Source organism: Neobacillus sp. 19, assembly GCF_049463095.1.
Lineage (GTDB): Bacteria > Bacillota > Bacilli > Bacillales > Cytobacillaceae > Neobacillus.
The window spans coordinates 1-26,774 of the sequence record NZ_JBMPZU010000042.1 but is presented as its reverse complement, the minus strand read 5'-3'; the positions used below and the strand labels follow the sequence as shown (position 1 = coordinate 26,774).

Annotated in this window: 24 protein-coding genes and 3 pseudogenes; 4 read left to right on the top strand and 23 right to left on the bottom strand. The window is 39.5% G+C overall.

Annotated elements, in window-relative coordinates; genetic code table 11:
* Positions 1–114: 114 nt before the first annotated feature.
* A pseudogene (locus ACO1D1_RS13710) lies at positions 115–393 on the top strand (glutamine--tRNA ligase); the annotation flags it as partial.
* A 46-nt stretch (positions 394–439) separates the two neighbouring features.
* Here ACO1D1_RS13710 and ACO1D1_RS13705 read toward each other — a convergent pair.
* The 19 genes and pseudogenes from ACO1D1_RS13705 to ACO1D1_RS13615 all read right to left on the bottom strand — a co-directional run bounded on the left by ACO1D1_RS13705 (position 440) and on the right by ACO1D1_RS13615 (position 17,154).
* Positions 440–1,475: pseudogene (locus tag ACO1D1_RS13705) on the bottom strand (PAS domain-containing sensor histidine kinase).
* A complete protein-coding gene (locus tag ACO1D1_RS13700; RefSeq protein WP_149868997.1) occupies positions 1,475–1,924 on the bottom strand; it encodes a GAF domain-containing protein in 450 nt (149 codons plus the stop codon). Before ACO1D1_RS13700 ends, ACO1D1_RS13705 begins: the two are co-directional and overlap by 1 nt.
* A gap of 15 nt (positions 1,925–1,939) precedes the next feature.
* Entirely contained in the window at positions 1,940–2,593 is a 654-nt protein-coding gene (locus tag ACO1D1_RS13695) for a response regulator (RefSeq protein ID WP_149868996.1), read from the bottom strand.
* Between the two features lie 20 nt (positions 2,594–2,613).
* Positions 2,614–3,267 (bottom strand): sensor histidine kinase, encoded by a 654-nt coding sequence (locus ACO1D1_RS13690; RefSeq protein ID WP_149868995.1) that lies wholly within the window; start codon positions 3,265–3,267, stop codon positions 2,614–2,616.
* Between the two features lie 111 nt (positions 3,268–3,378).
* Positions 3,379–3,651 carry a hypothetical protein gene (locus ACO1D1_RS13685; RefSeq protein WP_149868994.1) on the bottom strand — a complete coding sequence of 91 codons (273 nt, stop codon included), beginning with the start codon at positions 3,649–3,651 and terminating at the stop codon, positions 3,379–3,381.
* The gene (locus ACO1D1_RS13680; RefSeq protein WP_149868993.1) at positions 3,638–3,949 is read right to left on the bottom strand and encodes a hypothetical protein; all 312 of its coding nucleotides are present in this window, start codon (positions 3,947–3,949) and stop codon (positions 3,638–3,640) included. The genes ACO1D1_RS13685 and ACO1D1_RS13680 overlap by 14 nt, the downstream gene beginning before the upstream one ends.
* The gene (locus ACO1D1_RS13675; protein WP_149868992.1) at positions 3,942–4,133 is read right to left on the bottom strand and encodes a hypothetical protein; all 192 of its coding nucleotides are present in this window, start codon (positions 4,131–4,133) and stop codon (positions 3,942–3,944) included. The genes ACO1D1_RS13680 and ACO1D1_RS13675 overlap by 8 nt, the downstream gene beginning before the upstream one ends.
* Positions 4,123–4,647 carry a ubiquinol-cytochrome c reductase iron-sulfur subunit gene (locus ACO1D1_RS13670; protein ID WP_149868991.1) on the bottom strand — a complete coding sequence of 175 codons (525 nt, stop codon included), beginning with the start codon at positions 4,645–4,647 and terminating at the stop codon, positions 4,123–4,125. Before ACO1D1_RS13670 ends, ACO1D1_RS13675 begins: the two co-directional genes overlap by 11 nt.
* Before the next feature lie 11 nt (positions 4,648–4,658).
* Positions 4,659–5,219 (bottom strand): 4Fe-4S dicluster domain-containing protein, encoded by a 561-nt coding sequence (locus tag ACO1D1_RS13665; RefSeq protein WP_007086371.1) that lies wholly within the window; start codon positions 5,217–5,219, stop codon positions 4,659–4,661.
* Positions 5,220–7,389, bottom strand: a pseudogene (locus tag ACO1D1_RS13660) (molybdopterin oxidoreductase family protein).
* Entirely contained in the window at positions 7,376–8,458 is a 1,083-nt protein-coding gene (locus ACO1D1_RS13655; protein ID WP_149868989.1) for a respiratory nitrate reductase subunit gamma, read from the bottom strand. The pseudogene ACO1D1_RS13660 and the gene ACO1D1_RS13655 overlap by 14 nt, the downstream one beginning before the upstream one ends.
* A 318-nt stretch (positions 8,459–8,776) precedes the next feature.
* Positions 8,777–9,952 (bottom strand): hypothetical protein, encoded by a 1,176-nt coding sequence (locus ACO1D1_RS13650; RefSeq protein ID WP_149868988.1) that lies wholly within the window; start codon positions 9,950–9,952, stop codon positions 8,777–8,779.
* A 140-nt stretch (positions 9,953–10,092) separates the two neighbouring features.
* Positions 10,093–11,256 carry an HD-GYP domain-containing protein gene (locus ACO1D1_RS13645; protein ID WP_149868987.1) on the bottom strand — a complete coding sequence of 388 codons (1,164 nt, stop codon included), beginning with the start codon at positions 11,254–11,256 and terminating at the stop codon, positions 10,093–10,095.
* A gap of 211 nt (positions 11,257–11,467) precedes the next feature.
* The gene (locus ACO1D1_RS13640; protein WP_149868986.1) at positions 11,468–12,721 is read right to left on the bottom strand and encodes an ATP-binding protein; all 1,254 of its coding nucleotides are present in this window, start codon (positions 12,719–12,721) and stop codon (positions 11,468–11,470) included.
* Between the two features lie 206 nt (positions 12,722–12,927).
* Entirely contained in the window at positions 12,928–13,356 is a 429-nt protein-coding gene (locus ACO1D1_RS13635) for an amidase family protein (RefSeq protein WP_423336214.1), read from the bottom strand.
* A complete protein-coding gene (locus ACO1D1_RS13630; RefSeq protein ID WP_423336213.1) occupies positions 13,346–14,425 on the bottom strand; it encodes an amidase in 1,080 nt (359 codons plus the stop codon). The genes ACO1D1_RS13635 and ACO1D1_RS13630 overlap by 11 nt, the downstream gene beginning before the upstream one ends.
* A gap of 508 nt (positions 14,426–14,933) precedes the next feature.
* Positions 14,934–15,758: a C39 family peptidase gene (locus tag ACO1D1_RS13625; RefSeq protein ID WP_149868984.1), complete on the bottom strand. Its 825-nt coding sequence runs from the start codon at positions 15,756–15,758 to the stop codon at positions 14,934–14,936.
* Between the two features lie 145 nt (positions 15,759–15,903).
* Positions 15,904–16,356 (bottom strand): threonine/serine exporter family protein, encoded by a 453-nt coding sequence (locus ACO1D1_RS13620; protein WP_411675488.1) that lies wholly within the window; start codon positions 16,354–16,356, stop codon positions 15,904–15,906.
* 36 nt (positions 16,357–16,392) lie between these two features.
* Complete coding sequence (locus ACO1D1_RS13615) at positions 16,393–17,154, bottom strand: threonine/serine exporter family protein (protein WP_149868982.1); 762 nt, start codon at positions 17,152–17,154, stop codon at positions 16,393–16,395.
* A 217-nt stretch (positions 17,155–17,371) separates the two neighbouring features.
* On the opposite strand from ACO1D1_RS13615, the gene ACO1D1_RS13610 reads away from it, so the two are divergent.
* Positions 17,372–18,553, top strand: a complete 1,182-nt coding sequence (locus ACO1D1_RS13610) for an MFS transporter (protein ID WP_149872617.1) — start codon at positions 17,372–17,374, stop codon at positions 18,551–18,553.
* Between the two features lie 42 nt (positions 18,554–18,595).
* On the opposite strand, the gene yfkAB is transcribed toward ACO1D1_RS13610, so the two are convergent.
* A complete protein-coding gene (gene yfkAB, locus ACO1D1_RS13605; RefSeq protein WP_149868981.1) occupies positions 18,596–19,714 on the bottom strand; it encodes a radical SAM/CxCxxxxC motif protein YfkAB in 1,119 nt (372 codons plus the stop codon).
* A 213-nt stretch (positions 19,715–19,927) separates the two neighbouring features.
* On the opposite strand from yfkAB, the gene ACO1D1_RS13600 reads away from it, so the two are divergent.
* Positions 19,928–20,725 carry a formate/nitrite transporter family protein gene (locus ACO1D1_RS13600; RefSeq protein WP_149872616.1) on the top strand — a complete coding sequence of 266 codons (798 nt, stop codon included), beginning with the start codon at positions 19,928–19,930 and terminating at the stop codon, positions 20,723–20,725.
* Between the two features lie 152 nt (positions 20,726–20,877).
* Here the strand turns inward: ACO1D1_RS13600 and ACO1D1_RS13595 are convergent, their stop codons facing one another.
* The 3 genes from ACO1D1_RS13595 to recQ all read right to left on the bottom strand — a co-directional run bounded on the left by ACO1D1_RS13595 (position 20,878) and on the right by recQ (position 25,527).
* Positions 20,878–22,515 carry a hypothetical protein gene (locus tag ACO1D1_RS13595; protein WP_149868980.1) on the bottom strand — a complete coding sequence of 546 codons (1,638 nt, stop codon included), beginning with the start codon at positions 22,513–22,515 and terminating at the stop codon, positions 20,878–20,880.
* 3 nt (positions 22,516–22,518) lie between these two features.
* Positions 22,519–23,304, bottom strand: a complete 786-nt coding sequence (locus ACO1D1_RS13590; protein WP_190284832.1) for an ABC transporter ATP-binding protein — start codon at positions 23,302–23,304, stop codon at positions 22,519–22,521.
* A gap of 90 nt (positions 23,305–23,394) precedes the next feature.
* Positions 23,395–25,527 (bottom strand): DNA helicase RecQ, encoded by a 2,133-nt coding sequence (gene recQ / locus ACO1D1_RS13585; RefSeq protein WP_411675476.1) that lies wholly within the window; start codon positions 25,525–25,527, stop codon positions 23,395–23,397.
* A 128-nt stretch (positions 25,528–25,655) separates the two neighbouring features.
* Between recQ and ACO1D1_RS13580 the strand changes: the two genes are divergently transcribed.
* A complete protein-coding gene (locus ACO1D1_RS13580) occupies positions 25,656–26,534 on the top strand; it encodes a TraB/GumN family protein (protein ID WP_149868978.1) in 879 nt (292 codons plus the stop codon).
* The last annotated feature ends 240 nt before the right edge of the window (positions 26,535–26,774 follow it).

The following is a 26,774-nucleotide window of genomic DNA, read 5'->3' as shown; positions in this document are numbered from 1 at the left end:
TGTCCTCTGCTTCGTTAGGAGTTGAGCCGATATTAACCCCAAACCCAACAACCTGGATCGGCGTTTTCGCATTTATCGTGAAACGCTTTCGCGTTTTTCGTGCGCCGCTTCGTAACCCATGCCGTTCCTGCTGAATTCCGTTTATATGAACCGTTAATTTTGGACGAAACGGAAGAAGATGCTGACGAGGGAAAAACATTCCTTGATCATGTCAATCCAAACTCATTGGAAGTACTGCAGGGCTTTGTTGAACCAAACATGAGAGAAAGCAGACCACAGGAAAAGTTCCAATTCTTTAGACACGGCTACTTCAACGTCGATCCTAAGGATACAACAGTGGACAAACTAGTGTTTAACCGGATTGTTTCATTAAAAAGCTCCTTTAAACTATAAGAACAATGTTAACGTAGAAAGAGGATGTCCATTAAGACATCCTCTTTTACTGTTGTGTAGAAATGGGTACTTCCAAGATGATTTTGGTTCCCTTCCCTGGTACAGCGTTAATGGTAAGTTCACCGCCAACAGAGCGAGCTCTTTCATCCATGCTGAATAGACCGACTCCAGACGAACGCTCATCCATGTTAAACCCCTTCCCCTTGTCTTCAATCATTACCCGTACCACATCATCCAGCTCTCTAATAATCACGGTGGCGTCCGAAACTTCCGCATATTTACGAATATTGGTCAACGCCTCCTGAATAATTCGGTAAATTGTCAGTTCTATACTGATATCTAGGCGCCGGTTCAAAACGCAATCAAAATAAACATCGATATGGTAATGGTCTGAATAACGGGATAAATAGGAACGGATGGCTGGTACTAAACCAAGGTCATCTAAAACAGACGGCCGCAGTTCCCAGGAAATTTCGCGGATTTCCTCAAATTAATTGGGTTGCTTCCATTTGCATCTGGTCTAGCAATGGATGATCCATTTGAGAATGGAGCCGGTTGATGGTTATAAGGTGGCTATAAAGATTTTGCCCAATTCCATCATGTAAATTTCGTGACAAGCGCTTTCTTTCCTCTTCCTGTACATCAATGATGGTTGTCATCATTTTCTGTAATTCCTGTTCTACACGCTTTCGCTCTGTAATTTCGTAGCGAATCGCTACATATTGATATGGCTTACTCTGTTCGTTTAAGAATGGAACAATCGTTGTATCAACCCAATAATAAGTTCCATCTTTTGCTAAATTGCAAATTTCACCTTTCCAAACCTTCCCCGTCCCAATCGTTTGCCACATCTGTTTAAAAAAGTTTCGAGAATGATAACCGGAATTGATAATTCGATGGTCCTGACCCAAAAGTTCTTCCCGTGAATACTTGGAAATATGGCAAAATTGATCATTCACATATGTAATCATACCCCTTGAATCAGTGATCGCAACAATCGAAGATGCATCAAGGGCAAATTTATAATCTATCAGTTCATTTTTTGTTTGCTGAATTTCTCTATCCATTTCCATCCTCCGCATCACAAAACGTGCTCTTTTAAAAATTGCTCCAAGGATAGCGCAGCTTCCTTTACCTGATCCTGCTCCGCTTCATTAAAAGAATAGCTCTCTCGTTTTCCCACGAGCAATACTCCTTTAGGAACAGAATGAAAAAATAAAGGAACCGCATAAGAGGACACCAGTTTTTCAGCAAGTGCGATAGGATAATCGGTAACTTTTCCTAAAATATCCTGTGGAAAGTTTGTCATCATCATCGGGCTGCCACTTGAAATCACTTTCCCGGCAATTCCTTTTCCGAAACGGACCGTTATTCGTTGGTACTTATCATTTAAATTGCCCGCTGCATAAAGCCACCTGACGTCAGGTCCAGATTCATTTTGGAATGCAAGAGCGACAAAATCGCTATTCACTTCAGTCATCAATTTATTACATAAGTCCGTAACTGCTTCCAAATCCTTTATTTCTTTCATCAGAGGCAATTCTCCTTAAATACCATAACCTAATAACCCCTTTTTAACGGCATATTCCACTAACTCAGGCCGGGTTTTCATTTGCAGTTTTTCCATCAGGTTTCCTTTATGAGTTTCAACCGTTTTCACACTAATCACTAGCTGCTCCGCTATTTCCTTGTTGGAATAACCTTTCGCTATTAATGTTAAAACCTCTTTTTCACGATCGGATAAAAGATTATAGGTATCACTGCCATCTTGTTTAAGGCTGCCCAAATATTCTTCCATTAACCTTTTCTGTGCTGATGGATGAAGATAGGCATCGCCAGCAGCAACGGACTCGATCGCCGCCATTAATTCATCATGCGGTGCACTTTTTAAAATACAGCCTGATGCTCCGCCTTGAATGGCACGGAATAAGTATTCCTCATCATCATGCATCGTAAGTATTAATATATTTATTTTAGGTTTTAACTTCTTCAATTCTGTCGTTGCCGACAGACCATCTTTTCCATGCGGCATGCTCAAGTCCATAACCACAACATCCGGTTCGAGCTTTACAGCTTTTTTAATTCCTTCATTTCCTTCAGAGGCCTCCCCGACAACTTCCATTTCGGGATTAGTTTGAAGGAGCATTCTTAAGCCGCTTCTAACAACAGCATGGTCATCAACCAATAGGATTTTTATCAATTCTTTACTCTCCTTTAATTCTATATCGGCAGAGATAGTTCAATAGATGTACCTTCCCCTATTTTAGATGATATGGTGCAGTGTCCGCCAGTTAGAAGCATTCTTTCTTTCATGGCTGCAAGACCCGGTGAATGATAAGCGTCTTCCTGTTCCAAAAGCTGAAATCCTCTACCGAAATCGTGTATTGATATCTTTAAATCATGAATGTTCCAGACAAAATTCATTTTTACATTAGATGTATCCGCATATTTCGCAATATTTGTAAGTGCCTCCTGGCAGACACGGAAAATAGCGATTCTATTTCTTTCAGGAATCGTTTTTTCCTCACCCGTCGACTCCAAATCGACTAATATGCCAAATGTCGAAGTATATAGTTTAATATAGCTTTTCATTGCGGGAAGTAAACCGAGAGTTGTTAAGGAAGGTGGATGCAGTTCAACTGAAAGCAGCCTTATTTCCTGAATCGTCTTTTCAATCAGCATTTCCATTTCGCGTACATAATTTTTCATGTGAGGTTCTTTGGCGGTTGATTCAACAAACTGCAAGCCTGTTAAAATACTGTACAGATTTTGGCCGACACCTTCGTGCAGTTCTAATGCAATTCGTTTTATTTCCTCTTCTTGAGAATGAATGATATAGGAGCTAATCTGCTGCTTTGCATGTAAATTCTCCAATTTTACACCACCTTATTTAAAAAAAAGCCAGGTTCTTAATTAAAAGACCTGAACCTTTTTTAGTGTCTAGTTCCAGCGCCCAGCGGCTAGTAGACTTCACTAAACGGGCACTTACGCTTTTTTTACTGTATATGTTAATCCACTTTCGGGGTCTGTTGCTGACCATTGATCTTCCGTCTCTGTTACACGACTTGCAAGCGGCACAGCGAGAAAATAAAAATCGTCAAAGTAAAATCGGATATGTGTTTCATCCGGGCAATATTGAACCTTCTTCACCGTTTTCTTCACAGCAGGTGCCTGGTCGCCACCCTCTTCGTCATGGATGATAATCTCCACAGATTCACCGGCAAAGCGCTTTACATCCTCTAATTTAATGGGTTCCACAGCTGTTACATCCTCTCTTAGCAGGATAGATGAACATTTTATATCCCTGCAGATACTCCCAAAACTTCTCACCTGCATGTTCCTCGATAAACTTAATCGTTTCTTCTTCTGAGCCCCAATCACTCATTCCCTTTATTTCAGCTACAACCATCTCGGCACCATCCATTGTTTTTTCTTCTAAAAACCAATTCAGCCGTTTTTTTTCAAAGGTATCTTTCAATAATTCATCAATTTCAGCTGCAAAACCGCCTGATTCCGGTCTTACAAAACAAAAATCAATATAGGTTTCACTAGTCATTGACATTCACACCTTTTTTATAAATAAGGAAGGCCACTGGAAATAAAATCACATTCACGACTGCAGCAATGATGGTGTTTGTGTAATTTTCATAAAAGTATTGATGAACCATATATTGTGTAAAAATAATGTTTAACATCAAAACAGCTAGAAGGAGTGCAACAGGAAGGTAACTACGCTTCATAACGTTTCACCCCCACGGCATAAACCGCACCGTTTTCTACCTTTACATGAATTTCAGGCAGCGGACGTCTTGGAGGCCCTGCGGTAGGCGCACCTGTTTCGACATCAAATTTCCCGTGATGACAAGGGCAAAGCATTTCTTGTTCGTCCTTTTTCCAAAATACTGGGCAGCGAAGATGGGTACATGCATTTTGATAGGCCACGTATTTTTCCTCGGAAAGGCGAATTAATATTGCGCTGTCATGCTCTCCAGGGAAAGCGAAATCAACCGCATCCCCAATCGGCAATGAACTAACATCAGTAATTTTCTGCTTCGGATATTTTTTATCCCCAAGGCCATTTAATTCTTTTGCCGCCAGCACTCCCCATGGAAGGGAGGATACCGCGAACACACCCGCTGCACCAACAAGTGTTTTCATGAATCCTCGGCGGTCTAATTTTCTTTCATTGTTGCGATTTATATTATGTGTATAGTTATCTTCATTGAACGGGATTTTATTATTTTTATCTGACATCCTAATCCCTCCTAAAACAGTTTAGTGACGCCCTGAAGAATACCAGGGAGGTTCACTTTAACGTTAGTTTCGCCTTCTAAGTAAGGCATGCTTGTTACCCATTTACCATTATCTAAATTAAATTGCTTTTGTTTTGCTTCTATTTCTTCATCCGTTAACCATTGGAGTGTGTTTGATGGACATACACTTGCACACATTGGCGGAATGCCGTCCTTTGTACGGTCGATGCACAAATCACACTTATACATTAGATTCTGCTCTGTATCAAACTTCGGTATACCATACGGGCAGGCAATCGTACAGTTTTGACAGCCAATACACTTCTCGACAAGTGCTGAAAGGACAGCACCTGTTTCATGAATTTGGATGGCCTGAGCAGGGCAGCTTCGTGCACAGGCCGGGTTCACGCAGTGAAGGCACATAAGAGGCATCGTTTGACGGTTAACAAGCGGGTTAACATCGTAAACATAGTTACGGTTACGTTCCTCATGCCCTCCGCACTGTGTACAAGCCGCCAAACAAGAGCGGCATCCTATACAGTTTTCAAGTTCTAAATAAAGCCTCTTTTTCATTTACTGCACCTTCTTCATTTCTAATTTTTCAATCTGCGCGGCACACGCCTTAAATTCCGGCATCCGTGACATTGGGTCAAGTGCGGCAATCGTTAAGAGATTAATAGATTTGTCATGACCAAAATGGTATGGCACAAATACAGTATCTTTCCGGATGGCTTCAGTAATTTTCACTTTATATTCCGCTTCGCCTCTGCGTGTATAAAGGCGGACATATTCTTCATGTTCAATATTGTATTTCGCCGCTGTTTCAGGATGTACTTCCACATATGGCTCTGGGCACATGTCACGTAAAAATTGAATCCGGCGAGTTTGGTTCCCCGATAAATAATGATAAACGACACGTCCGGTTGTTAAGCGCAATGGATACTCCGCATCAGGCTCTTCTGCCGGCGGGCGGTATGGAAGGGCGCAAATTTTTGCCTTTCCATCTGGATGATAGAATTTTTTATCCAAAAACATATGTGGTGTTCCTTCGTCGTTTTCATCCTTACAAGGCCAGAAGACACCATCTTGTTTGTCGATTTTATCCCATGTTGCACCATAGTAATCGGCATAACCGCCTTTTGATGCTAAGCGGAACTCATCCGCCACATCTCTCGCTGTTTTTAAATGGGAGAAGTACTTTCCTCTGCCAAGGTATTCTGCAAGCTCCGCTTGAATCTGCCAATCAGGCTTTGATTCACCAAGTGGCTCTTGGGCTTTATTGATCTTTATAATCCGACCTTCTAAATTTGTTACGGTTCCTTCATCTTCTGACCAAGTAACCGTTGGAAGCACAACATCAGCAAATTCTGCTGATTCTGATAGATAGAAGTCTGCACAAACCATGAAATCCAAGCCCTTCATAGCTTTACGGACAAAGTTTAAGTTTGGTGCAGATACAGCAGGATTCGAACAAAGCAAGTACATACTGCGAATCACTTTCTGCTCCATTAATTCAAACATTTCATAAGCTGAAACACCCGGCTGCGGCATTTCTTCTGGAGTAATTCCCCAAACCTGACATACTTCTTCAACATGCTTAGGATTCGTAATTTTACGGTAGCCTGGAAGTAAGTCTGACTTCTGACCATGTTCCCGACCACCTTGACCATTTCCTTGTCCTGTAAAAGTGGCAACCCCTGATTTTGGACGGCCAATTTTTCCAGTTACTAAAGCCATGTTTGTGTAAGCCGATACGTTGTCGACTCCTTTATGCTGCTGCTCAATCCCACGGGCAAACATCACAACAGCATTTGGTGCTTTTCCGTAAATTTCAGCAGCTCGAATGATCTTTTCAGGTGCGACTCCTGTAATTTCACTTGTATATTCCGGAGTGAATTCTTTCACCAATTCTTTTGTTTCTTCAAAGCCATTTGTATGATTGTTAACAAATTCTTCATCGGCATAGCCGTTTTGAATTAAAAGATTTAAAATGCCATTTGCAAGAGCTAGATCTGTTCCTGGTCTTAAATCTAAATGAACATCTGCTCTTCTGGCTATTGGGGTTTCTCGCGGATCGGCAACGATTAAGTATCCGCCTCTTTCCTGAACTGCCCAAACACGGAACATGGAAGTTGGATGGCATTCGGCAGTGTTGCTTCCCGCAATAAATAAACAATCTGTTTCATGAAGATCTGTCCAAGGTAATGTTCGAACCACGGTCAACACCGAATGAACGAAGGAAACCACCTGCGGCACTTGACATACAGAATCTGCCGTTATAATCGATATAGCGTGTTTGCAGTGCGACACGTGCAAACTTACCTGTTAAATAGCATTTTTCGTTTGTCATCGATACACCACTGAAGACAGACAATGTATCTTTCCCGTATTTCTCTTGAAGTTCAGTAAACTTTTTCGCAATTAATTCATAAGCTTCTTCCCATGAAGCTTCGCGGAAGCCTTCTTTCGTCCCTTTAAGGGAGGCATCATCGCGAATTAACGGTTTTAATAAGCGATCATCATGGTTTGTTTGCTGGTAAGCAGTAACCCCTTTGGGACACATTTTTCCGACAGTAACCGGCCAGTCATAACGAGGTTCTACCCCGATAATTTTATTTGTTTTTGTATTCACACGTAGATTCATCCCACATTGCATGCCGCAGTAGCTGCAGTGTGTTTTAATAAGCGTCTCATTTGGGTGACGTACATTTTCGATTTCTTTAAAAAACTTATCCCTTTGCATTCTGGTTTGCCTCCTTGACTTTCACTTGATGCGTCGCGAATCCTGAGAATCTAGAAATCCGGTATTTTCTACGGCACGGCAGACATAATTCTGCGAGATTAAAGCCATCTTGCATATTGAATTCAATCTCATTGACGCCCAACACTTGAATAACATCGTTGGTTTGTTCTACTGATACAAAATGTTCTCCGCACACCTTACATTCTTTCATATGTTGTTCCCCATAATGTTCACGGTAGTTTCTTGCAAAAACGCTCATTGGCCGGAAAGGGATATGGGCAAGCTTTCCGAATGGCAGATAGATAAGTGTCACGATTACGGAAAATTGATGGATCAATGACATTTGCGGCTGCATCCAGCCATGTAAAACAACGTTTTGAAACGTTAATAAAAGTCCAGTAATTGAAATGAATAATAAAAGGTAAAGCGGTAAAAAGTCGTACATAAATTTTTGCTCTGCTCTAGCCTGCATATTTTTCAAGCGGCGGTAAAGCGCCATGCAAACGCCAGCTGTAACCATGATTGCAGCAATGTTAAGGGCATTGTAAGATAACCATGCGATAATGCCATCGGCTTTTACTTGCATGATGTTCATTCCAAATAACACGATTGTATAGTAGCCATTGTCTTCCATCGTAAAATACATCCAGCTGAATACGAGCGGGAAAGTAACTAAGCACGCTAGGACGCAGCCCCAGCCAATTAAAATATGCTGAACCCAGCGGTAAAGTCCACGATTACGGATAAAATCGTAAATCGCTAAATGATTGACAGCCGTTTTAGGTGTGCTTTTTTTAAAAAGCAACTTAAAGCCCTTTTTGATAAAAAGTTTAGTTGGCGGTCTTTCGCCCCAGGCAATAAAGCGGTAGAAGAAACCGCCGATAAACACAATTGTTCCTACCATATATCCATATAGATTCAAATCGACATGTGTAAACATTCTTGTTCCGATAAACGTTAAGATCAGTAGTCCGACAACCGTTAGAAACATTGACTTCGCAAAATGGGATGCAAACGCATCATTAACTGAGCTTCCCGGTTTTTTAGGTATTGAAGTATTGGCCTGCATTTCATGCTCCTCCTCAAAAAAAATAACACTTCCTTTTTCTTACCCTTATTGTAAGAAAAATAGACGTGTTATCTATATAGGGGAACTCCCCCATCCTAGGGGGAAAAAACCCTGAGAAAAATCATTTTAGACAAAGGTTTGTCACAATTAGAAAAGCGCAAGCGCCCTGTTCAGCGGCGTATGGCCTGGAGCACTCCAACTGAGATAAAGGAAACACGAAGAGCCGGAGGCGATTCGATGTTGACTTATCGTAGGGCGGAGAGCGAAGGACACTAGCCGCTAGGGCGCTGGAGCTAGACAGTAATCAAAGTTCAAAAGCTAAGCCTTGCGGTATTTTTTTCTCCAAGAGTACAACAATAACAGCAAGAAAAGGCTAATCTGTAGTGAGAATATCACTGCATCCCAGAAAACAAGGCTTGTTGGTGATTCCATAAACCCTGGAAGCAGTATATGCCCTGCATGTAATATTTCCGGAATATAAAATTTTGCATATAAAACTATAGTTACTAGTACACCAATAACATAGAAGATGGAATATAAGAAGATCGTCTTTCGTTCGCTTTCAAATTCAACTTCGTCCAAGGGGTTTTTTTTAAGAAACGGAAACCATTTCCGAATGGTCTGGTTTGCATTTTCCATTAGATTGTAACAACCAGAAAGACTTTCAAAGACAAAATATAAATCTGTCTTCATATAAATACAGCATTGAAAGGCAACTCTCATAAAAATATCAAAAATGGCTAAACTTGTTAACCCCAGGGTGAAGTCATTTTGAAAAGTTAATTGACAAACTAGGACACTAAACAGGACTACCATATCGAAACAAAGGCCAGCTAAAAATAATACATTTCGATCTTTAGCCGCAAGTTTCCAACTCGCTGCCATATCCGTTTCGAAAACAACAAAAAACATTCGATGGCCAATCTCCAGCTTTGTCGGTAGGTTATAAGCTCTCATGGCCAAAATATGACCAAATTCATGGATGAGAACAAGTAAAAACGAGAATGTCATCCATAAGATTACATTTAGCATCATGATTTCGGAAACAAATATATCTTCATAATGGGGAAATAAGTTCGGCTTGACAATAAATAGGATTAAATTTGTAACGAATAAAATAATATAGAAAAAATAGGTAAACTTATTAAAGAAGAATCTTCCTATCCTAGGTGAGAGCCATTGAAAGTTGTTATCTTCCTTTTCAAGGATCTTTTTTTCAATCTTGATTCCATTAATTGCTTCAATTAGTTTCAATTCAAGTAATTGATTTGCAAAATCTAGTAGATTCACCTCTTCATCAGGATATTTTCCCTTTAGTTTTCTTTCTATCTCACCTAGTTGGTTCCCCTGATTGATCATATTAATCGCATCAATACAAACTGTTGGCATCTCATAAAATTCATCAGCAGCTATATCTTCAACAATATAATGTTTCTTATCTTTGCGAATCTCGATAGGAACTAGCAATAACGTTGAATTGAGTGTAAGGCTCATGTTAACACCCTTTATCTTGTAATTTATTAAAAATAAAGAAGGATGCGTAGCATTTGCTAGCATCCTTCATTCCTATGGTCTCACTCCTAAATAAGGACACCACCAACATGTTGTCTTAACTTTTTTAAGCTTACGGATTTTCATAACTCCACCTCCTTTGGGAACTCCCATTGTTTTGTCCATTGATATTTCTTATGAAATTCGACCCAAGTAGGGAATATTTTTTTAAATTCCTCTACTAATATTGGGTCGAATTGGGAACCCTGACCTTCAACAATACGTTTATAAGCTTCTTCAACCGGCATCGCAGATCGATAGGATCTGGAAGATGTCATTGCATCAAAAGCATCCGCAACAGCAGCCACTCTTGCAAGAAAAGGGATTTCTTCGCCCTTAAATTGATCAGGATAACCTTTCCCATCCCACCGTTCATGATGAGAACGAATGACACAAATACAATCCTTTATGCCCTCAACATTTTTTACTGCTTCTGCACCTACACCAGGGTGCGACTTGATTATTTCAAATTCTTCTTTTGTAAGCTTCCCTGGTTTCATCAAAATAGAATCGGGTATATGGACTTTACCAATATCATGTAATAAGCATGCGTAATAAAAAGACTTTTGTTCTTCTTTTGAGAATTTACCCAGCTTTTGAACTAATAATAAAGCATAGCTAGCTACACGTTCACTATGACCTCTAGTATAAGGGTCCTTTAGTTCTAATGTGGCTATAACGCCCTTCACAATCCCTTCCAATTGATTATCATAGGAAGTACTAATAGAACGAACATATCCCTGGAAGCGGCTTAATAAAAAGAATGCCATAATAGATAAAATAATGATTAAGACAATAGGCATAATTACATAAGATGTATTTAAAACAATACCCGTTAATAGGTATTTTGCTTCCATACCTAGACTTACAATCCAAAAATAATTTGTATTAAGAAAAAGTGGTAAAGATAAAATCAAAAATACTTCTACCATATTTCCACTGAAATAGGAATCTCCCTTTCCAAAATAGGAGAGTATATCAGCAATACAACCTGTTAAAGCGTAACTAACAAAAAAAACGTATTTAATCCAATGTTGCTTCTTTACCTTACTTAAGTAATACATGATAGGAATCATTATTAATAATGCGATATAGTTAATATACCAATAATTGCTAGGTAGGCCACTTTTTTTATGAGTAATAAAGATTGGAGCTAAATAGTAATAAAAAATGTCATAACCAATCATAATAATGTAGAAAAATACTAGAAACCATTTCACTGTTTGTTTTTCTTCATGTGGTATCATAAATTCCTCCAAGTGTAACTATTACAACACCTTATTTTTACATTGTTTGTAAAACAGGGATGTGGTAATTTTAACACAATTTCGAATATTCCCAAGTAAAAGATTAATTTTTTTTACAAAATCTATTAAAATCCCGTATTCTTCTTCATTATATATCATTCAAACGACCCATGAAACACTATATATTGAAGATTTTTGTATAATTATAGAACTATTTATTTCTAAAAATTTCTTGTATTATAGGTAATGTTACATTCACTATTGTTCCTTTATCAGGTTGGCTTGCAATTTCCATGTAACCTTTGTGGTCCTCAATAATTTGATTTGACACCATTAAACCAAGTCCGGTACCATCTTTTTTTGTAGTAAAAAAGGGTACTTTAAGGTTGGCAATAAGGTCGTCAGCAATGCCGCACCCTTCATCTTCAATAGAAATTAATATTTCTCGTTCTTTTAAAATATTCGCTTTGATATGAATCCTCCCGCCATTAGGCATGGATTCAACTGCATTCTTTATTAAATTAATAAACACTTGCTTCAGTTGTTTTTCATCACATTCAATCGGCGGCAATGGTCCTGCTATTTCCGTTTCTACAGTAACCCCTTGTCTCTCAGCCTGCTGGTTAGTAATCGATAAAGTATACGAAATAATTTCTTCAATACTTGCATTTTGAAATTTGATTTCTCTAGGTTTTCCCAGATACATTAAATCATTTACAATTGAATTTATTCGATCAATTTCTTGTATCATTATTGGATAAAAATCGTTACCATTTGGATTCCGTTCCTGTTGCAACTGTGTAAATCCTTTTAGTGATGATAGCGGATTACGAATTTCATGGCCTATAGCTGCAGCCATCTGGCCGATGACAGCAAGCTTTTCTTTTTGTCGAAGGTCTTCATGAACAGTAGTTAAGGAACTTATATAGGAATTAAATCTATTTAAGACAATAAATGCGACTGCCGCTAATATTGTCAGAACAACAATTGGGGGTATTACTTCTGGATTTTGCAGGATTAGTCCCATAAAAATATATTTTCCAATTATCCCAAATGAGACTGTCCAAAAATATCGCTTATTTACAAATATCGGCGAAAAGAAAATAAATAATAAATCAACTATGTTCCCAGATGCAAATTGAAGTGAAGTTCCAAAATATCTAATAAGGTTATCAATTATATCAATTACGATATAGCATGAAAGAAATATGAACTTAACACGATAAAGATTTCCCTTTTGAATGATATAAATAGAAATTGGTAATAGACAACCAACTAAAATAAAAATCCAATAACCAAGCCCATCCTTTAAAAAATCCTTATCACCAAATGATGAAAAATGGGGCAAAAACAAATACCAAATGATATCAAATGAAAAATAAAATATATAAAACAACCACAAAAAAAGCTTTATCGCCTTTTTCTCTTCATATATTAATTTAGGACTATTGTTGCTTTCCTTCATGAGAGTGACTCCTTAACCTAGTTCTGCTAACAAATAATCTGAAAACTTTTTAAAAATATTCTCTCCTACCATATTACCATCTTTTGAGGAAATAGATGACATTAAATATGAAAAAACTATGATTTTCGACACATTTCGCTAAATTTCATCAGATACAAGACTCCCAAAAAAATAAGAAGACCACCAAGGTCTTCCACAGCCAGCGACTATTTTTGGTAAAAGGGATTTATTTGTACGGAAATCCACTCCGAGGTTTGTTCAAGCTGACCGGCCAATGAGAACAACAGATCCTCTCTTCCCCTTGCCGCCATAAATTGGACACCGCATGGAAGACCGCCTTCTGTTAGATGAATGGGGACCGTCATCGCAGGCTGGCCTGTTAGGTTTGCCAGCTGGGTGAAAGGAGTCCTTTTTAAATTATTTTCAGCAACTTGTTCTATTGTTCCCAGCTTTTTTAAAAGAGCCCCCAGTCCAAGTTTTCCCGTCACCTGCATAGCAAATTTTTCAGATTTACTTGGTTCAAGTTCGCCAATCTTAGCCGGCGGAAATGCAGTAGTCGGTGTTAAATAAAAATCATATGTTTCGTGAAATTGTTCCATTGCAATTGCTGCTTTGTCCCATTCTCTAATACTCAAGGGATTCTGCTGATGTAGCCTTTCCAACTAAACCTAATATCCACGTAGCCGGCTCCACGTCACTCATGACTGCTTTCCGTCCGAGAACGTCTTCAAGTGCAGAGATAGACGCTGCCACCTCGCCAAAATACATCGTTAAATAGCTTTGTGCTATTCTCCTGCCATCTACAGGGGAAGCCGCCTCAACAACATGATGTCCCATTGATTCTAAAAGCTTTGCTGCTTTAAGGACGGCCTGCTTACATTCATGATGTACCTCCGTTCCAAGCGGTGATTCCAGAGAAAAAGCGATGGTACACTTTTTATTAGAATGGGTTTGGCTTTGTTGGAGATAGGAGCCATTGAAAGGCGGTACATAGAAAGCTGCAGTTTTTTCATACATACTTATTTCATCTAGCATTGCCGCACTATCTCTTACCGATCGTGACAAAATATGATCAACAGAAGCCCCTTGCCAAAGCCTGCCGTGACTCGGCCCAACAGGTGTTTGTCCTCTGGTCGGCTTCAAACCAAATAGTCCGCAATAGGCTCCTGGAATCCGAATGGAACCACCGCCGTCATTTGCCCCGGCAATCGGGACCATTCCGCTTGAAACTGCGGCAGCCGACCCACCGCTAGAACCACCTGGAGTATGGTTAAGGTTCCACGGATTTCTAGTTGGACCGTAAAAAACTGGTTCAGTAATTCCCATTAACGCAAACTCAGGAACGTTAGTTTGGCCTAGAAACAGTGCCCCCGTTAAGCGTACCTGTTTGACATATTCAGAATCGGCTTTTGCCACATAGCTTTGGTATGCCTTAGAGCCAGAGGTAATCTTTTCTCCTGCTACTTCTTGGACGATGTCCTTTAGGAGCATCGGTACACCTGCAAAGGTACCGTTCAAATCAATCGTTTCTGCTTCATTTTCTACCTTTTCATGGAAATGACGAATGACAGCATTTAGCTTTGGATTATGCTGTTCAATCATTTTCATTGCTTCTGCGGCGACTTCTTTTGGTTGCAGCTCCTTCTTTTTCATTAATTCCGCAAGCCCAATCCCATCATAATCTTTATAAACAAAGCCATCCATCCTATCTCATCCCCTCAGTGGATTTTTTAAATACTACTTCTATTAACGAATAAGTTATTCCTTGTTTAGAATAAAAATTGCTGTTGATAACAAAATACTTATAACCTATTGACATCCAACAAAAAAACCTTTAATATTAATATTTGTGCTTCACATTAAAGTAACTTGTAATATATAGAGATAACGCAATGTAGGAATTTTTTTCTGGCATTCTGCTTATGTTTTAAGATAAAAACTTATTCACACTGGATCGGCTTCGGAGCCGTTAGGATGTAAGAGAGGTAGGGCTTACGTCGTTTAGGTATAAAACCATCAGGTGGAAGAATAACCGCGGCAAACTTGTTTTTATTAACAATTACAATAAAGTAAATTTTTACCTTGCGATGGATGAATGATAAAGACAACCATTCACAAGTTACGATCTGGATTCTACTTGAATCAAAAGCTAAGAAGGCAGAGGAATCGTTTATTCCTCTGCCTTCGCCCATTTCATTATATTTTTAATAATTTATTTTTCTATAACAATCGCTTGCTTGCCCATTTGCTCCCATGCCTTAATAAAATTCTCACGGTTTACTTTTTTGTTCTTCTCTCCATAGGGATCATTTACATAAATATAGCTTTCATCGTATCCGGTAATAGCCACACTATGCTCACTAAAAGTAATATCGATTTTCCCCTGCGGTGTATCCCACGTTTGGAATACAGAAACTGGGGTAAAATTTGAAGTGGTAATAATCCACACCGGCAGCCCCTGCCCCACTTTTTTTAGTATATCTGTAAACGAGCTATTCGTTAGATTTATGGCTTTATCACCAACATATTTCTGAGCCAATTCAAATACCGGCCCGTTGTAAACTCCAAGACCCGGGCCATTTGCCATATCCCCAACAAATCCGTCGTTGGGATTTCCCTTTTTTCCATTACCATAGTTAAACGGGACTGTTTTTATTTTTTCAGCCAGCTCGTTCTTTGTCACATTTACCCCATGATAGTTAAGAATCATCGCCAAGCTCGTTACCTCACAGCCGTTGTACAATTTGGGTCGATCCATCTGATTCAATAATGGCACATCCAGCAGCATATGATCGGGAAATGCTGGTTCTAGAATAGGTTTTGGGGCTTCCCCTGAAGGTTTAACTTCATCCGAAAGTACGGCATCGTTTACTTTTTGCACTTTTCCGTTAAGTTGAGTAACAACTTCATTTGTCTTGGTTTGGACCGATTCCTTTATTTGAACAACCGTCTGCCAGTTAAATCTGCCTGCAACAATTGTTTTTGCTCCAATAAATGATATAAATAAAATAATTATGATCGTCAACAATTTTTTCATAGATATGTATACCATTCCTTGTAGTATATTTGCAGGATACTATTAATATCCTATTATATAATCATATCAAACAGGATGAAAGGAAAATGATTACCAAATCAGACTACTTGTTTTTCCTTAATATATTCTTAAGAAAAAACCTCTTTTAGCGTTTAACTAAAAGAGGTTTTTTTGTTCGGACCTTATTTTGATTAATTTTTCGGATCACTTGATTGATGACTTCTGAAAAGACTAGCCCGAAGGCAATTGAGCCGGCAATCATGAATACTTTTGCTGCCATTGCTAATGCCGCAATGTAGTCATTTACGACAAAGTGGCGCATGGCATTATAGGCCATACCGCCCGGAACCAGTGGAATGATCCCCGCGACACTGAAAATTATCACGGGCTTTTTATAAAACTTTGCCAGTTCCTGGCTAAGAACAGCAATAAATATCGTGGCTGCCAATGTAGCCAAAATCGGATTATCAAAAAAACCTTCAAGCAGATAATAAACCATCCATCCGCCCATGCCAATCAGGCCGCATTTCAATAATGTTTTTTTCGGCGCATTAAAAATAATGCCAAATGCACTTGTTGCAATAAAGCTTGTTATCATCTGGGCCAAGATTTCCACTTTACACCCGCCTCACCTTCACAAAAACGATACGACAACTGCAATTCCCGCACCAATGGCGAAGGCCGTCAAAAATGCTTCTGCTCCCTTTGACAAACCCGATACCAAATGTCCCGCCATTAAATCTCTAATTGCATTTGTTAATAAAAGACCAGGTACCAATGACATGACTGAACCAATAATTATTTTATCTACCTGCTGTCCAATCCCTACTTTTACAAATAATAAAGAAAGTAAACCGATGACAAAGGCGGCCAAAAACTCTGAGAAAAATTTGATGGGAACAAAACGGTGGAAGTGGACAAAACTATAGTACCCTGCCCCGCCTGCTATCATGGCCGGGATAAAGTCTCCCCAACTTCCTTTAAACATAATCATGAAGCATCCGCTCGCAATTGAGGCTGCTGCTACTTGATACTTAAGTGGAAAGGTAACATTTAAGGAGTCCATTTCCCTTAACTGTTCCCAGGCATCCTTTAGATTTACTTCCCCGCTGCTAATACTTCTGGATAGGCTATTAACCATAGCGACCTTCTTTAGGTCTGTAGAACGCTCAAAGATTCGGATAAGCTTTGTCCTTGTCGGTCCTGTACTTTCCGCCGAAAAAATAATTCCTGTCGGCGTTACATAACTATGAGAGTTTTCAACTCCGTAAGAGGCGGCAATCCGCATCATTGTATCTTCAACCCGGTATGTTTCCCCGCCGCTTTGCAGCATAATTTTCCCCGCGAGCAGGCAAACCTCCATCACATCGGATGTCTTTTCAACTTGATTTCCCATCAATTATTCACCACATATTTTAACATTTGTTACTTAGTTTAAATCAAAACAAGCCTACGAAGCAATTTTTAATCACATGTTTTTAGAAACTACAAATAGTAGATATTACTTTATAATTGGTGGAAATTTCGTTATGATAATATTTAGCATCCCGAAATATATTGCAGAAAGGAGTGTTTTGGGAGTGACTCAGCAGGAAAGTGCAAAACGAAATTTGATGATTATGTGGTTTGCAAACTTCTTTGTTTCCGGGAGTATGACAATGGTTTTACCGTTCATTTCCCTATACATCGAGACGTTTGGAAAGTTTTCCGAAAAATACGTCCAGCATTGGTCTGGTTTAACATTTGGGGTTACCTTTGTTTCTGCCTTCCTTTTCTCGCCTATTTGGGGTAGAATTGGCGACCGCTATGGCAGAAAGAAAATCCTCATCTTTTCTGGTCTAGGGATGGCTTTATCCATTTTTCTTATGGGCTTTGTCCAATCAGTCTGGCAATTATTTATTCTCCGCTTTTTCATGGGATTTTTCTCAGGCTTTATCTCAATGTCACAAGCCTTCATCTCCACACAAACACCCAAACAAATTGCCGGACGTGTCCTTGGAACGCTGCAAACAGGAAGCATTACCGGTTCATTATTTGGCCCGATGCTCGGAGGCGTATTAGCTGATTCGCTGGGCTATGCTACCACCTTTAAATGGACGGCCATATCCATTTTCATTTCTGCTTTACTTGTAATCGAAACCAAGGAATTTCAATTGGAATTACAAAAGGGATCAAAATCACATTATTCCAGTAAAGAAGTCCTGCATCATATTGTCCGGAACCCCATTTTGTTAACCGTACTGCTTATCTCCGCCCTTGTTCAAATTGCTCACTTCAGTATTCAACCGATTCTGTCCCTATTTGTTAGTGAATTGCATGGAACAACAAATATCGCCTTTTATTCCGGTATTGCTTTTTCCGCAGCTGGCCTAGGCAATCTTATGATGTCAAGAAGATGGGGAAAAATTGCAGATAGGGTCGGCTATGTAAAGATCCTAATCATTCTGCTTTTTTTGGCGGGAATTTTCTATCTGCCAGGTGCCGCAGTCACGAGCTTTTGGCAGCTTGTCATCATTCGCTTTACACTCGGTGTCACGATTGGCGGGATAATTCCAGTTCGGATTGCCTATATTCGCCAAGAAGCCCCAATCGCAATGCAAGGAGAAGTTCTTGGCTACAACACAAGCTTGCGATTCCTCGGAAACATTTTCGGTCCGATGTTAGGTGGATTTATTTCCGGTTCCTTCGGCTTTTCCGCGGTCTTTATCAGTACCAGCACCTTGTTAATCATAAGCGGAATGATTCTCTTTGTTTCCATGCACAGGCATCCAAAGCTAGTGAAGCATACAGTCTAATCGATAAGGGTTTAAAGTAAAAAAAACGGGTAATCCCCGTTTTTATTTTATAATTTGGTTTTTTCGTGCGCTGAAATCACCATCTTGATAATAGCTATTTTTCACTAAAATGTTAGGTCCGAGGCAGGAAACGGCTGGACAGTGGCAGCTTAATTCTTTGGCCAATGCTGATGATTGCCACGTTTCATAGGCAGTATTTAATTTCGTGGATTGGATATTTCCTAACGGCGGCGTATCTCCAAAATCGGTAACAATAATATCACCATTAAATATGTTGACATTCAAACGGGAACGTCCATCGGGGTCGTTCCTTACAGTTACATTCTTGCTGCGATAAAGTCTTTTTAACAGTTCTAAATCCTCCTGATTACTGCTGCAAGCATAGAATGGCAGCGTTCCAAATAACATCCATGCCTTTTCATTCCGAATATCCAGCAGGTGATGGATCGCCTTCCTGATTTCCGCCAACGACAAAGTTTCCAGATTACTAGCAAAATCACTTGGGTACATTGGGTGCACCTCATGACGGCCGCAGAGCATTTCATCAACGATTTGATGGTGGATATTTTCTAAATGCGGCAATGTCCGTTTGTTTAACATCGTTTCTGCGGATACCATCACACCGGCTTTGACAAGCTCGCGGCTGTTTTCTATCATTCTGGTAAAATATTTTTCTCGTTGTGCATAATCAGGCTTGCGCTCCATCCTTGCAAAGCCGCCCTCAACAAAGTCATTGACCGTTCCCCAGTTGTGGGAAATATGTAATACATCTAAATATGGAACAATTAACTCATACCTGGCTAACTCAAGGGTTAGGTTCGAGTTTATTTGTGTGCGGACCCCGCGTTCATGGGCATATTTCAAAATAGGGAACACATAATCTTTAACGGATGATAACGACAGCATTGGTTCCCCTCCAGTAATGCTCAGAGAACGGAGCGCCGGAACTTCTTCCAGTCTTTGTAGTAATAGTTCAAGCGGAAGTGAATTAGGATCCTTTGTCTGTAACGTATACCCAACGGCGCAATGCTCACAGCGCATATTACATAATGTTGTCGTCGTGAATTCAATGTTCGTAAGCTGGGGCTTTCCATATTCCTCTATATCCATATAAGCTTCCCATGGATCATATTGTGGTGTTATAGTTTTCATTTTTAACATACTAAACTCCTTGCAATTAGTCTTAACAAAACCTTTTTATTATAGCTGATTTTGGGTCAGATGTGCTAATTCAAAACGATTATCACATTCTATGTTACCTACTCTCGGTTTATATCTAACATACGAATTTTGCCTGACGCATACATATCCCACCGCTTTTCGTCAAAAAATAAATAGATGATAAAACGAATGTGGAAATGGTGGTTATGTGAAATGGAAATGCAGCCTTTAGGCGAAGCAGAAAAACTTGCTTTAAAAAAGGTGAAAATATTTAAGCAAAGCGTTCTTCGGTATATCCTAAGAGCGATGCTTGCCAGTATGTTTATCGGATTTGGGGTCATTGTTGCCTTTAAGACTGGGAACTTTTTTTACCTTGAACATTCCCCCTTTGCCTATCCGATGGCAGCATTCACGTTTGGAGCGGCTATCATTTTAATCGCCTATGGCGGCGGGGATTTGTTTACCGGAAATACGTTCTATTACACCTATGCCGCTCTTCGTAAAAAAATGGCCTGGATCGATGTTGTGAAGCTTTGGGTTTGCAGTTATGCCGGAAACATTTTAGGGGCTGCTGTATTTGCATTTATTATATTCACAACAGGACTTTATACCGAATCATCGGTTAATGGATTTTTACTTCATGTCGTGGAGATTAAAATGCAGGTGCCGACGACAGAGTTATTTTTCCGAGCCATTCTTTGTAATTGGCTTGTCTGCATGGCCTTCTTTTTGCCGATGGGGTTAAAGGGGGATGGACCGAAAATGTTTGCCATGATGCTATTTGTCTTTTGCTTCTTTATTTCCGGCTATGAGCATAGTATCGCCAATATGTGTACATTTGCAATAGCCTTAGTCTTAAACCATCCTGGGACCATTTCATGGGGCGGAGTAATCCATAATTTAGTACCAGTTACAATTGGCAACCTTATTGGCGGCTCTGTTTTTATGGCCATGATGTACTATTATGCTAATAAACCATTTTTGGATGAATATGAAAAAGAACAGGACTAGCTGACCTGTTCTTTTTATCGACAAAATTACCGGGGAAATATACACATGATTAGAGAGATATCGACAATAATAGAAACATTCATATAATAATAATTCTATTAATTATAAACAGCTGTCTTCTTGGGGTGGGGCCATTCTAATGACAGCATTTTTCATTTAAAAACCCAAATTGTCTTATATGCACCCTTCCAGCTAAAAATCGTAACAGCCACAAGCACGATAAAATATATCGGCACACCAAATGGAATCAATGTCGCGCCATAATGGATGCCGGTAAAGGCTGCAATACAGAGTGTTGCAAGAAATACTTTTAGTCCTCCGCTTTGTAAGGCATCCTCAAATGATTCTGAAAATGGCAATGTACCTTTAAGATAGTTCGAGCAAATAACCGTGAATAAAATAGCGGTCACAAAAATAACCAATAAATCATCAACGACTTTTCCCCCGAAAATTGTAATAAAGATAGTACATACAATCAAATAAACCGGCAAAAAGAGGTTCACAATAAACACTTTGAGGACTGAGCTGTATAATGGCGCCAGGTTTTGAATGGGTGCTGTTTGGTAAATCCATGCCCCTTTGTATTTCCCTGAGTATTTCAGCATGGCAATGGCATTCGGAATCATCAAGCAGCTAAAATAAACCGATAAATACCATTTACTTGAAACCAAATGGGCATAGGAATTCATTTGGATTTCATTAAACAAAAACACAAACGGGAAAACAAGTGATAATCCTAAGGCGGGATAGACCTTTAAGCGGAATTCTCTCTCATTTCGCATCATTTGGTCGGCAAAGCGAAAAAAGACCCTTTCTTCCCGACTTCGGCAAATCACCTTTGCAAGCCCAATTTTCCATTTCCGCTCCCTTTGTTTGCTTCCCCCACTGTTATTCGAAAGTTTTTGCAGATTTCTTTCAAAAGATGGCATCATCCGGCTATAGATACCGATGGAGACTAGCGGTATAACCAATGCCAATAGTGAAAAAGAAACTAGATAAAAGTCTGAACGGTGCTTTAAGACTAGCTCAAATGGCGAGCCAAACCAAATTGGCGGGATAAAAAATTGCCACCAGCTTGGTGTAAAAGAAATTTTCATATCGACAAAGCTAAAGGCTCTTGCTAATACCTGATAGCCAACGGCAATTGAAATCGATAATCCAATTTGTACGTAATTAATGATATCCTTCAGTTTTTCACCATCGAAAAACCGCAAAATGAAATAATAAATAATCGCCGTCAATACGACAATGAATAGATTGACTAAAATAAGTCCGATGATGAATAGGAGTAAAAATAAGATCCCATGTTTAAAGGTCCCAATCACTAATGGGATTGCGGTTAGCGCTGCCGTTAAAAGGACTAAGTAAATACAAATATGAATTGTTTTTGCCATATTTAATGTCTTTTTATCAACTGGCTTTGTCAGAAGAATCCCCTTATCTCTGACATCAAGCAGGACATTCGAAAAATCGGAAATCATTGATGTCATCACCAAAAACATGACAATCCCAAAAAGAATGCTCATTTGATAAATAAAGCTGCTTTCAAGCAGAACAAATGGAATGAGCATGAGGCTTAGCAGTACATACATACCTAATGATTTGATAAAGCCATTTTCTTCGGGTTTCTTCTTCTTTTTTGCCTGCTGGTTAAAGACGGTCGGAGTCCTTCTCCCATCCATAGTCAGTTTGACCGTCAATACTTTTCGCATAACAACGTAATTAATACCAAAGCGTTCAAAAATGCCGCGGAATAAATCGAGGAATCTCAGAGTTTGGAAATCTTTCATCTGTTACCCCTCTTGAACAATGGATACAAATTCCTCTGCTAAAACCCTATATTCATTAAAACCAGTCAGCTGATTAAAAATCTGCTCCAGTGTTCCTTCCTTATTTTGTTCCTTCAACTCAAGAAAACTGCCATCTGCGACAATTTTCCCATCATTAATGAGGATAATCCGGTTGCTTATTTTCTCAACGACATCCATGATATGCGACGAATAGAAAATGGTTTTACCCTGTGCCGCCAAAATGGACAGTATTTCTTTAAAAATCATCACGCTGTTAGCATCGAGACCACTTAACGGCTCATCTAAAAATAACAGATCCGGGTTATGTAATAAACTGGAGACAATCAGTACCTTTTGCCGCATTCCCTTAGAGTATGATGCAATTCGTGAGCGGTACACTTCCTCTAAGCCAAACACCTTCATCAACCTTTGCGCCTTTTCATCAGCTGCTTGAAAATCCATTCCGTATAATTCTCCGACAAAGGTTAAGTACTCCATTGCGGTGAGATTATCATAGAGCTCAGCTATTTCCGGGACATAGCCTATTTTCCGTTTATAGTCGATATTCGATTCCGAAACTTCTTTGCCAAAAATCTCTACCTTGCCGTAATAATCCCCTTCAATCCCGAGCAAAATCTTAATTGTCGTGCTTTTACCGGCGCCATTTGGCCCAATGTAACCGATAATTTGCCCGCGATAAACAGTTAAATTTATCCCTTTTAGGACATTGTTTATGCCATAATGCTTTTCTAAATCCTTGATCGATAATACGACATCGTTGATAATCATCACCTTCTAACTTAATTGATAGTTTAATATTAACATATTTTACCACAATCTCTAAAAATAAGAGTGACTGGGGGCGTGCAAGCTACTCCTCTACTTCTTTCTACTTAAATAATAAACATACACTTTTATCATAAAGTAATTAACTTCTTCTGGAAGGAGTTCCTTGATTGGTTTTAACCGTTCACGTCCGGCTTCTTCCACGGCCTTTTCTAACAGTGGCAGGTATTCACTTGGAATATGCCTGGAAAAGTCCACCTCCATACCTTGCTGAGCACATTGAAGTAAATGGTTTTCCACTGTGCTGACCGCAAGCTCGCGTTGTTCAGCAATTTCCTCAATCGATAGGTGCTTTTGATTTAATGTCAATGTCTCCAAATGCGATTCCCCAACCGCCGTTTTTTTAGCAGCCTTTTTCGATGCTGCCGATTCTGGTTGGATTTCGCTTCGATAATCCGGATTGGTTTCTAAAAAAGCACGGATGGCTTGAATGAATTCAAGTCCGTATTTCTTCAGCTTATGCTCCCCAACCCCGCTGACCTGTAAAAATTCTTCACTTGTTTTCGGAAGTCTTGCACACATGTCTTTAAGGGCAGCGTCTGAAAAAATAACGAATGGCGGTACTTTTTCCGTTTCGGCTATCCTTCTGCGGACATCCCGCAGCTCCTCAAATAACGGATCATTTTTCGATACTTGTTTAACTTTAACCGCTTCTCTTCGATAAACCTGCTCATTACCTAAAAGAACATCCTTTCCTTTCGGTGAAACATAAATCGTCGGAAATTGTCCTTGTTCAATCGCGAGTAACTCCTGTGAAATCAAAAACTCAATAAAATCGCTGACCTCTTTCGCACCTTGATCTTTCATGATTCCATAGGTCGTAAGCCGCTCAAAGCCCATCTCGATTACTTTTTTATTTTTCGATCCCGTTAACACCTGTGCAGTAATGTTTTTCCCAAAACGCTGCCCCATTCGAATCACACAGGACATCACCATTTGTGCTTCCTTCGTGACATCAATGCTTGCCCTGGAATCCAAACAGTTGCCGCATCTGCCACAAGCATCTGTGTCTGTTTCGCCAAAATAGTTTAAAATGAACTCCTGCAAGCAGTTTTCCGTATGGCAATAATCAGCCATCTGCTGCAGTTTCTCTAATTCCTGTGTCATCCGGCTCCTGTCACTGGATTGGTCAATTAAAAAGCGCTGCACCTGAACATCTTGCGGCGAATACAGCATAATACATTCACTGTCTAGCCCGTCCCGTCCGGCACGTCCAGCTTCCTGATAATAGCTCTCCATGTTTTTCGGCATCTGGTAGTGAACTACATAGCGGATATTACTCTTATCGATCCCCATCCCAAAGGCAGAGGTCGCAACCATAACGGATGCTTTATCTTCTAAAAATCGTTCTTGCTCACGAGCGCGGTCCACGTCACCCATGCCCGCGTGGTAGCGGGCAACATTGACGTTCTCTTTACGGAGCTTTTCATAAAGCTGATCAACATTCTTTCGAGTTGCTGCATAAATAATCCCCGCTTCCTGTTCATTCTTTTTTAGATAATCCAGGAGAAACCTTTGCCTGTCCTGCCCTTTGATCACCGAGAAAGATAGGTTTTCTCGCTCAAACCCTGTGATAATTGTATTTCTTTCATTAATATTTAACAGCTCGCAAATATCATCACGAACTCTCGGCGTTGCTGTTGCCGTTAAGGCAAGAACATTTGGCTGCTGCGGCAGACTATGAATCATTTGTTGAATATGACGGTAGCTTGGGCGGAAATCATGTCCCCACTGCGAGATACAGTGAGCTTCGTCGACGGCGACAAGTGGGATATCCATGTTTTTCAGGTCTTCTACAAATTCAAATGATTCTAATCTCTCTGGTGCTATGTATAAAAGCTTGTATTTCCCATGTTTTGCTTCATAGATCCGCTTATTTGCCTCGCTGTAACTTATCGAACTATTAATAAAAGTGGCTGGGATTCCCGCTTGAATGAGGGTATCTACCTGATCCTTCATTAAAGATATCAGTGGGGAAATAACAATCGTGGTACCCGGAAGGACAAGTGCAGGAATTTGATAACAGATGGATTTACCGCCTCCGGTCGGCATAACACAAATCGTATTATTGCCGGCTAATACCGAACGGATTGCCTGTTCTTGACCGTTACGGAAGGAGCTATAACCGAAATAGGAATTGAGTAGTGGGAGTGTTTTTTCAAACAAGATTGTTTCTCCTTTCATTTTGCAAAATTAACTACTTTCATTATACCGTTTTTCCTACTTAAATTTCGTCATTAAATAACGATATTTGTGGGAAAGTAACAATAAACATTTTGAAGGCGGCGTTCATCATGATGCGTTTAGTAATCCTTATGATTCCTTTTTTTATATGTATTTTTCTAAATAGCGGTTCCGTCGCTGCGAATCAATCACGAAAGGAAGCAAAGCTGGATGTGGCATGGCCTTTTTATAAAATAGAAAAAAACAATCACTATATGTACCTGCTTGGAACCATTCATATTGGGAAGGCAGAAATGTATCCCTTTCCTCGAAAAATAGAGCAAGCCCTTGCAAAATCGAAATTCCTTGTCACTGAAACATCGGCTTCTGACATAATGGACAAGAAAGAATTGTATTTATTAAAAGATGATGAGACTTTAGAGGATTATTTATCTGATGAGGCAATAGCCATTCTAAAGCAGCGGGCAAAAGAATATAACCTTGATTATTCTTTACTACAAAAATATCAATTTTGGTTTGTCATGGGATTATTTTTGAGTACAGGCTTTGATGATTTATCGTCAGAGTATGGAGTAGATCAAAAAATAGCGGAACTGGCGGAATTATATCATCTCACCCCTCAATACTTGGAAACACAAAATGAGCAAATTGAAGCTATGCGAAAAGTGTACACCGAGAAGGACGCCGATAGAGTGAGTAAGCAAATTCCTACATTCACAGAATCCAAACGGCAGCTAGAACAACTATATACAGAATATATCCAAGGAAGACAGTTTAACCATAATGAGTCGGTAGATGAATTTGAAAAGAAGCAAAATAAAATTCTTGTTGATGACAGAAATAAAATTTGGGTAAAAAAATTTGAATCGTATATAAGTAGTGGTGATATTTATTTTGTTGCTGTTGGCGTGGGGCACTTAGAAGGTGAAAATGGAATTTTGGCCTATTTTAAGCAAAATGGATACGATGTTAAGAAAGTCTTCGAATAAGTAATCTAACCGCTTGAGACCTAGTACAGGTTCAAGCGGTTTTGTTATTTTGGAAATGTGCAAACTCCTTTTCAAATCAGGATGTCATTTAATATTTCATCCCTATGCTCGCCTTTTTTTGGCGGAGGGGCAATCGTTCCCTGTTCAACGTCACTGTGCATTTTAACTTGATAATCTCCCCAAGAAGAAGCAAATATTATCTCCTTCTCTTTGAAATATGGGTTTTCGCTGAGTTCCCCT

Excerpts from the sequence above, each read along its gene's own strand:
- ACO1D1_RS13700 (WP_149868997.1), bottom strand. The coding sequence starts at position 1,924 with ATGAAAGAAATAAAGGATTTGGAAGCAGTTACGGACTTATGTAATAAA.
- ACO1D1_RS13680 (WP_149868993.1), bottom strand. The coding sequence starts at position 3,949 with ATGACTAGTGAAACCTATATTGATTTTTGTTTTGTAAGACCGGAATCA.
- ACO1D1_RS13675 (WP_149868992.1), bottom strand. The coding sequence starts at position 4,133 with ATGAAGCGTAGTTACCTTCCTGTTGCACTCCTTCTAGCTGTTTTGATG.
- ACO1D1_RS13670 (WP_149868991.1), bottom strand. The coding sequence starts at position 4,647 with ATGTCAGATAAAAATAATAAAATCCCGTTCAATGAAGATAACTATACA.
- ACO1D1_RS13665 (WP_007086371.1), bottom strand. The coding sequence starts at position 5,219 with ATGAAAAAGAGGCTTTATTTAGAACTTGAAAACTGTATAGGATGCCGC.
- ACO1D1_RS13655 (WP_149868989.1), bottom strand. The coding sequence starts at position 8,458 with ATGCAGGCCAATACTTCAATACCTAAAAAACCGGGAAGCTCAGTTAAT.
- ACO1D1_RS13650 (WP_149868988.1), bottom strand. The coding sequence starts at position 9,952 with ATGAGCCTTACACTCAATTCAACGTTATTGCTAGTTCCTATCGAGATT.
- ACO1D1_RS13645 (WP_149868987.1), bottom strand. The coding sequence starts at position 11,256 with ATGATACCACATGAAGAAAAACAAACAGTGAAATGGTTTCTAGTATTT.
- ACO1D1_RS13640 (WP_149868986.1), bottom strand. The coding sequence starts at position 12,721 with ATGAAGGAAAGCAACAATAGTCCTAAATTAATATATGAAGAGAAAAAG.
- ACO1D1_RS13630 (WP_423336213.1), bottom strand. The coding sequence starts at position 14,425 with ATGGATGGCTTTGTTTATAAAGATTATGATGGGATTGGGCTTGCGGAA.
- ACO1D1_RS13625 (WP_149868984.1), bottom strand. The coding sequence starts at position 15,758 with ATGAAAAAATTGTTGACGATCATAATTATTTTATTTATATCATTTATT.
- ACO1D1_RS13620 (WP_411675488.1), bottom strand. The coding sequence starts at position 16,356 with ATGATAACAAGCTTTATTGCAACAAGTGCATTTGGCATTATTTTTAAT.
- ACO1D1_RS13615 (WP_149868982.1), bottom strand. The coding sequence starts at position 17,154 with ATGGGAAATCAAGTTGAAAAGACATCCGATGTGATGGAGGTTTGCCTG.
- ACO1D1_RS13610 (WP_149872617.1), top strand. The coding sequence starts at position 17,372 with ATGATTATGTGGTTTGCAAACTTCTTTGTTTCCGGGAGTATGACAATG.
- yfkAB (WP_149868981.1), bottom strand. The coding sequence starts at position 19,714 with ATGTTAAAAATGAAAACTATAACACCACAATATGATCCATGGGAAGCT.
- ACO1D1_RS13600 (WP_149872616.1), top strand. The coding sequence starts at position 19,928 with ATGGAAATGCAGCCTTTAGGCGAAGCAGAAAAACTTGCTTTAAAAAAG.
- ACO1D1_RS13595 (WP_149868980.1), bottom strand. The coding sequence starts at position 22,515 with ATGAAAGATTTCCAAACTCTGAGATTCCTCGATTTATTCCGCGGCATT.
- ACO1D1_RS13590 (WP_190284832.1), bottom strand. The coding sequence starts at position 23,304 with ATGATTATCAACGATGTCGTATTATCGATCAAGGATTTAGAAAAGCAT.
- ACO1D1_RS13580 (WP_149868978.1), top strand. The coding sequence starts at position 25,656 with ATGATGCGTTTAGTAATCCTTATGATTCCTTTTTTTATATGTATTTTT.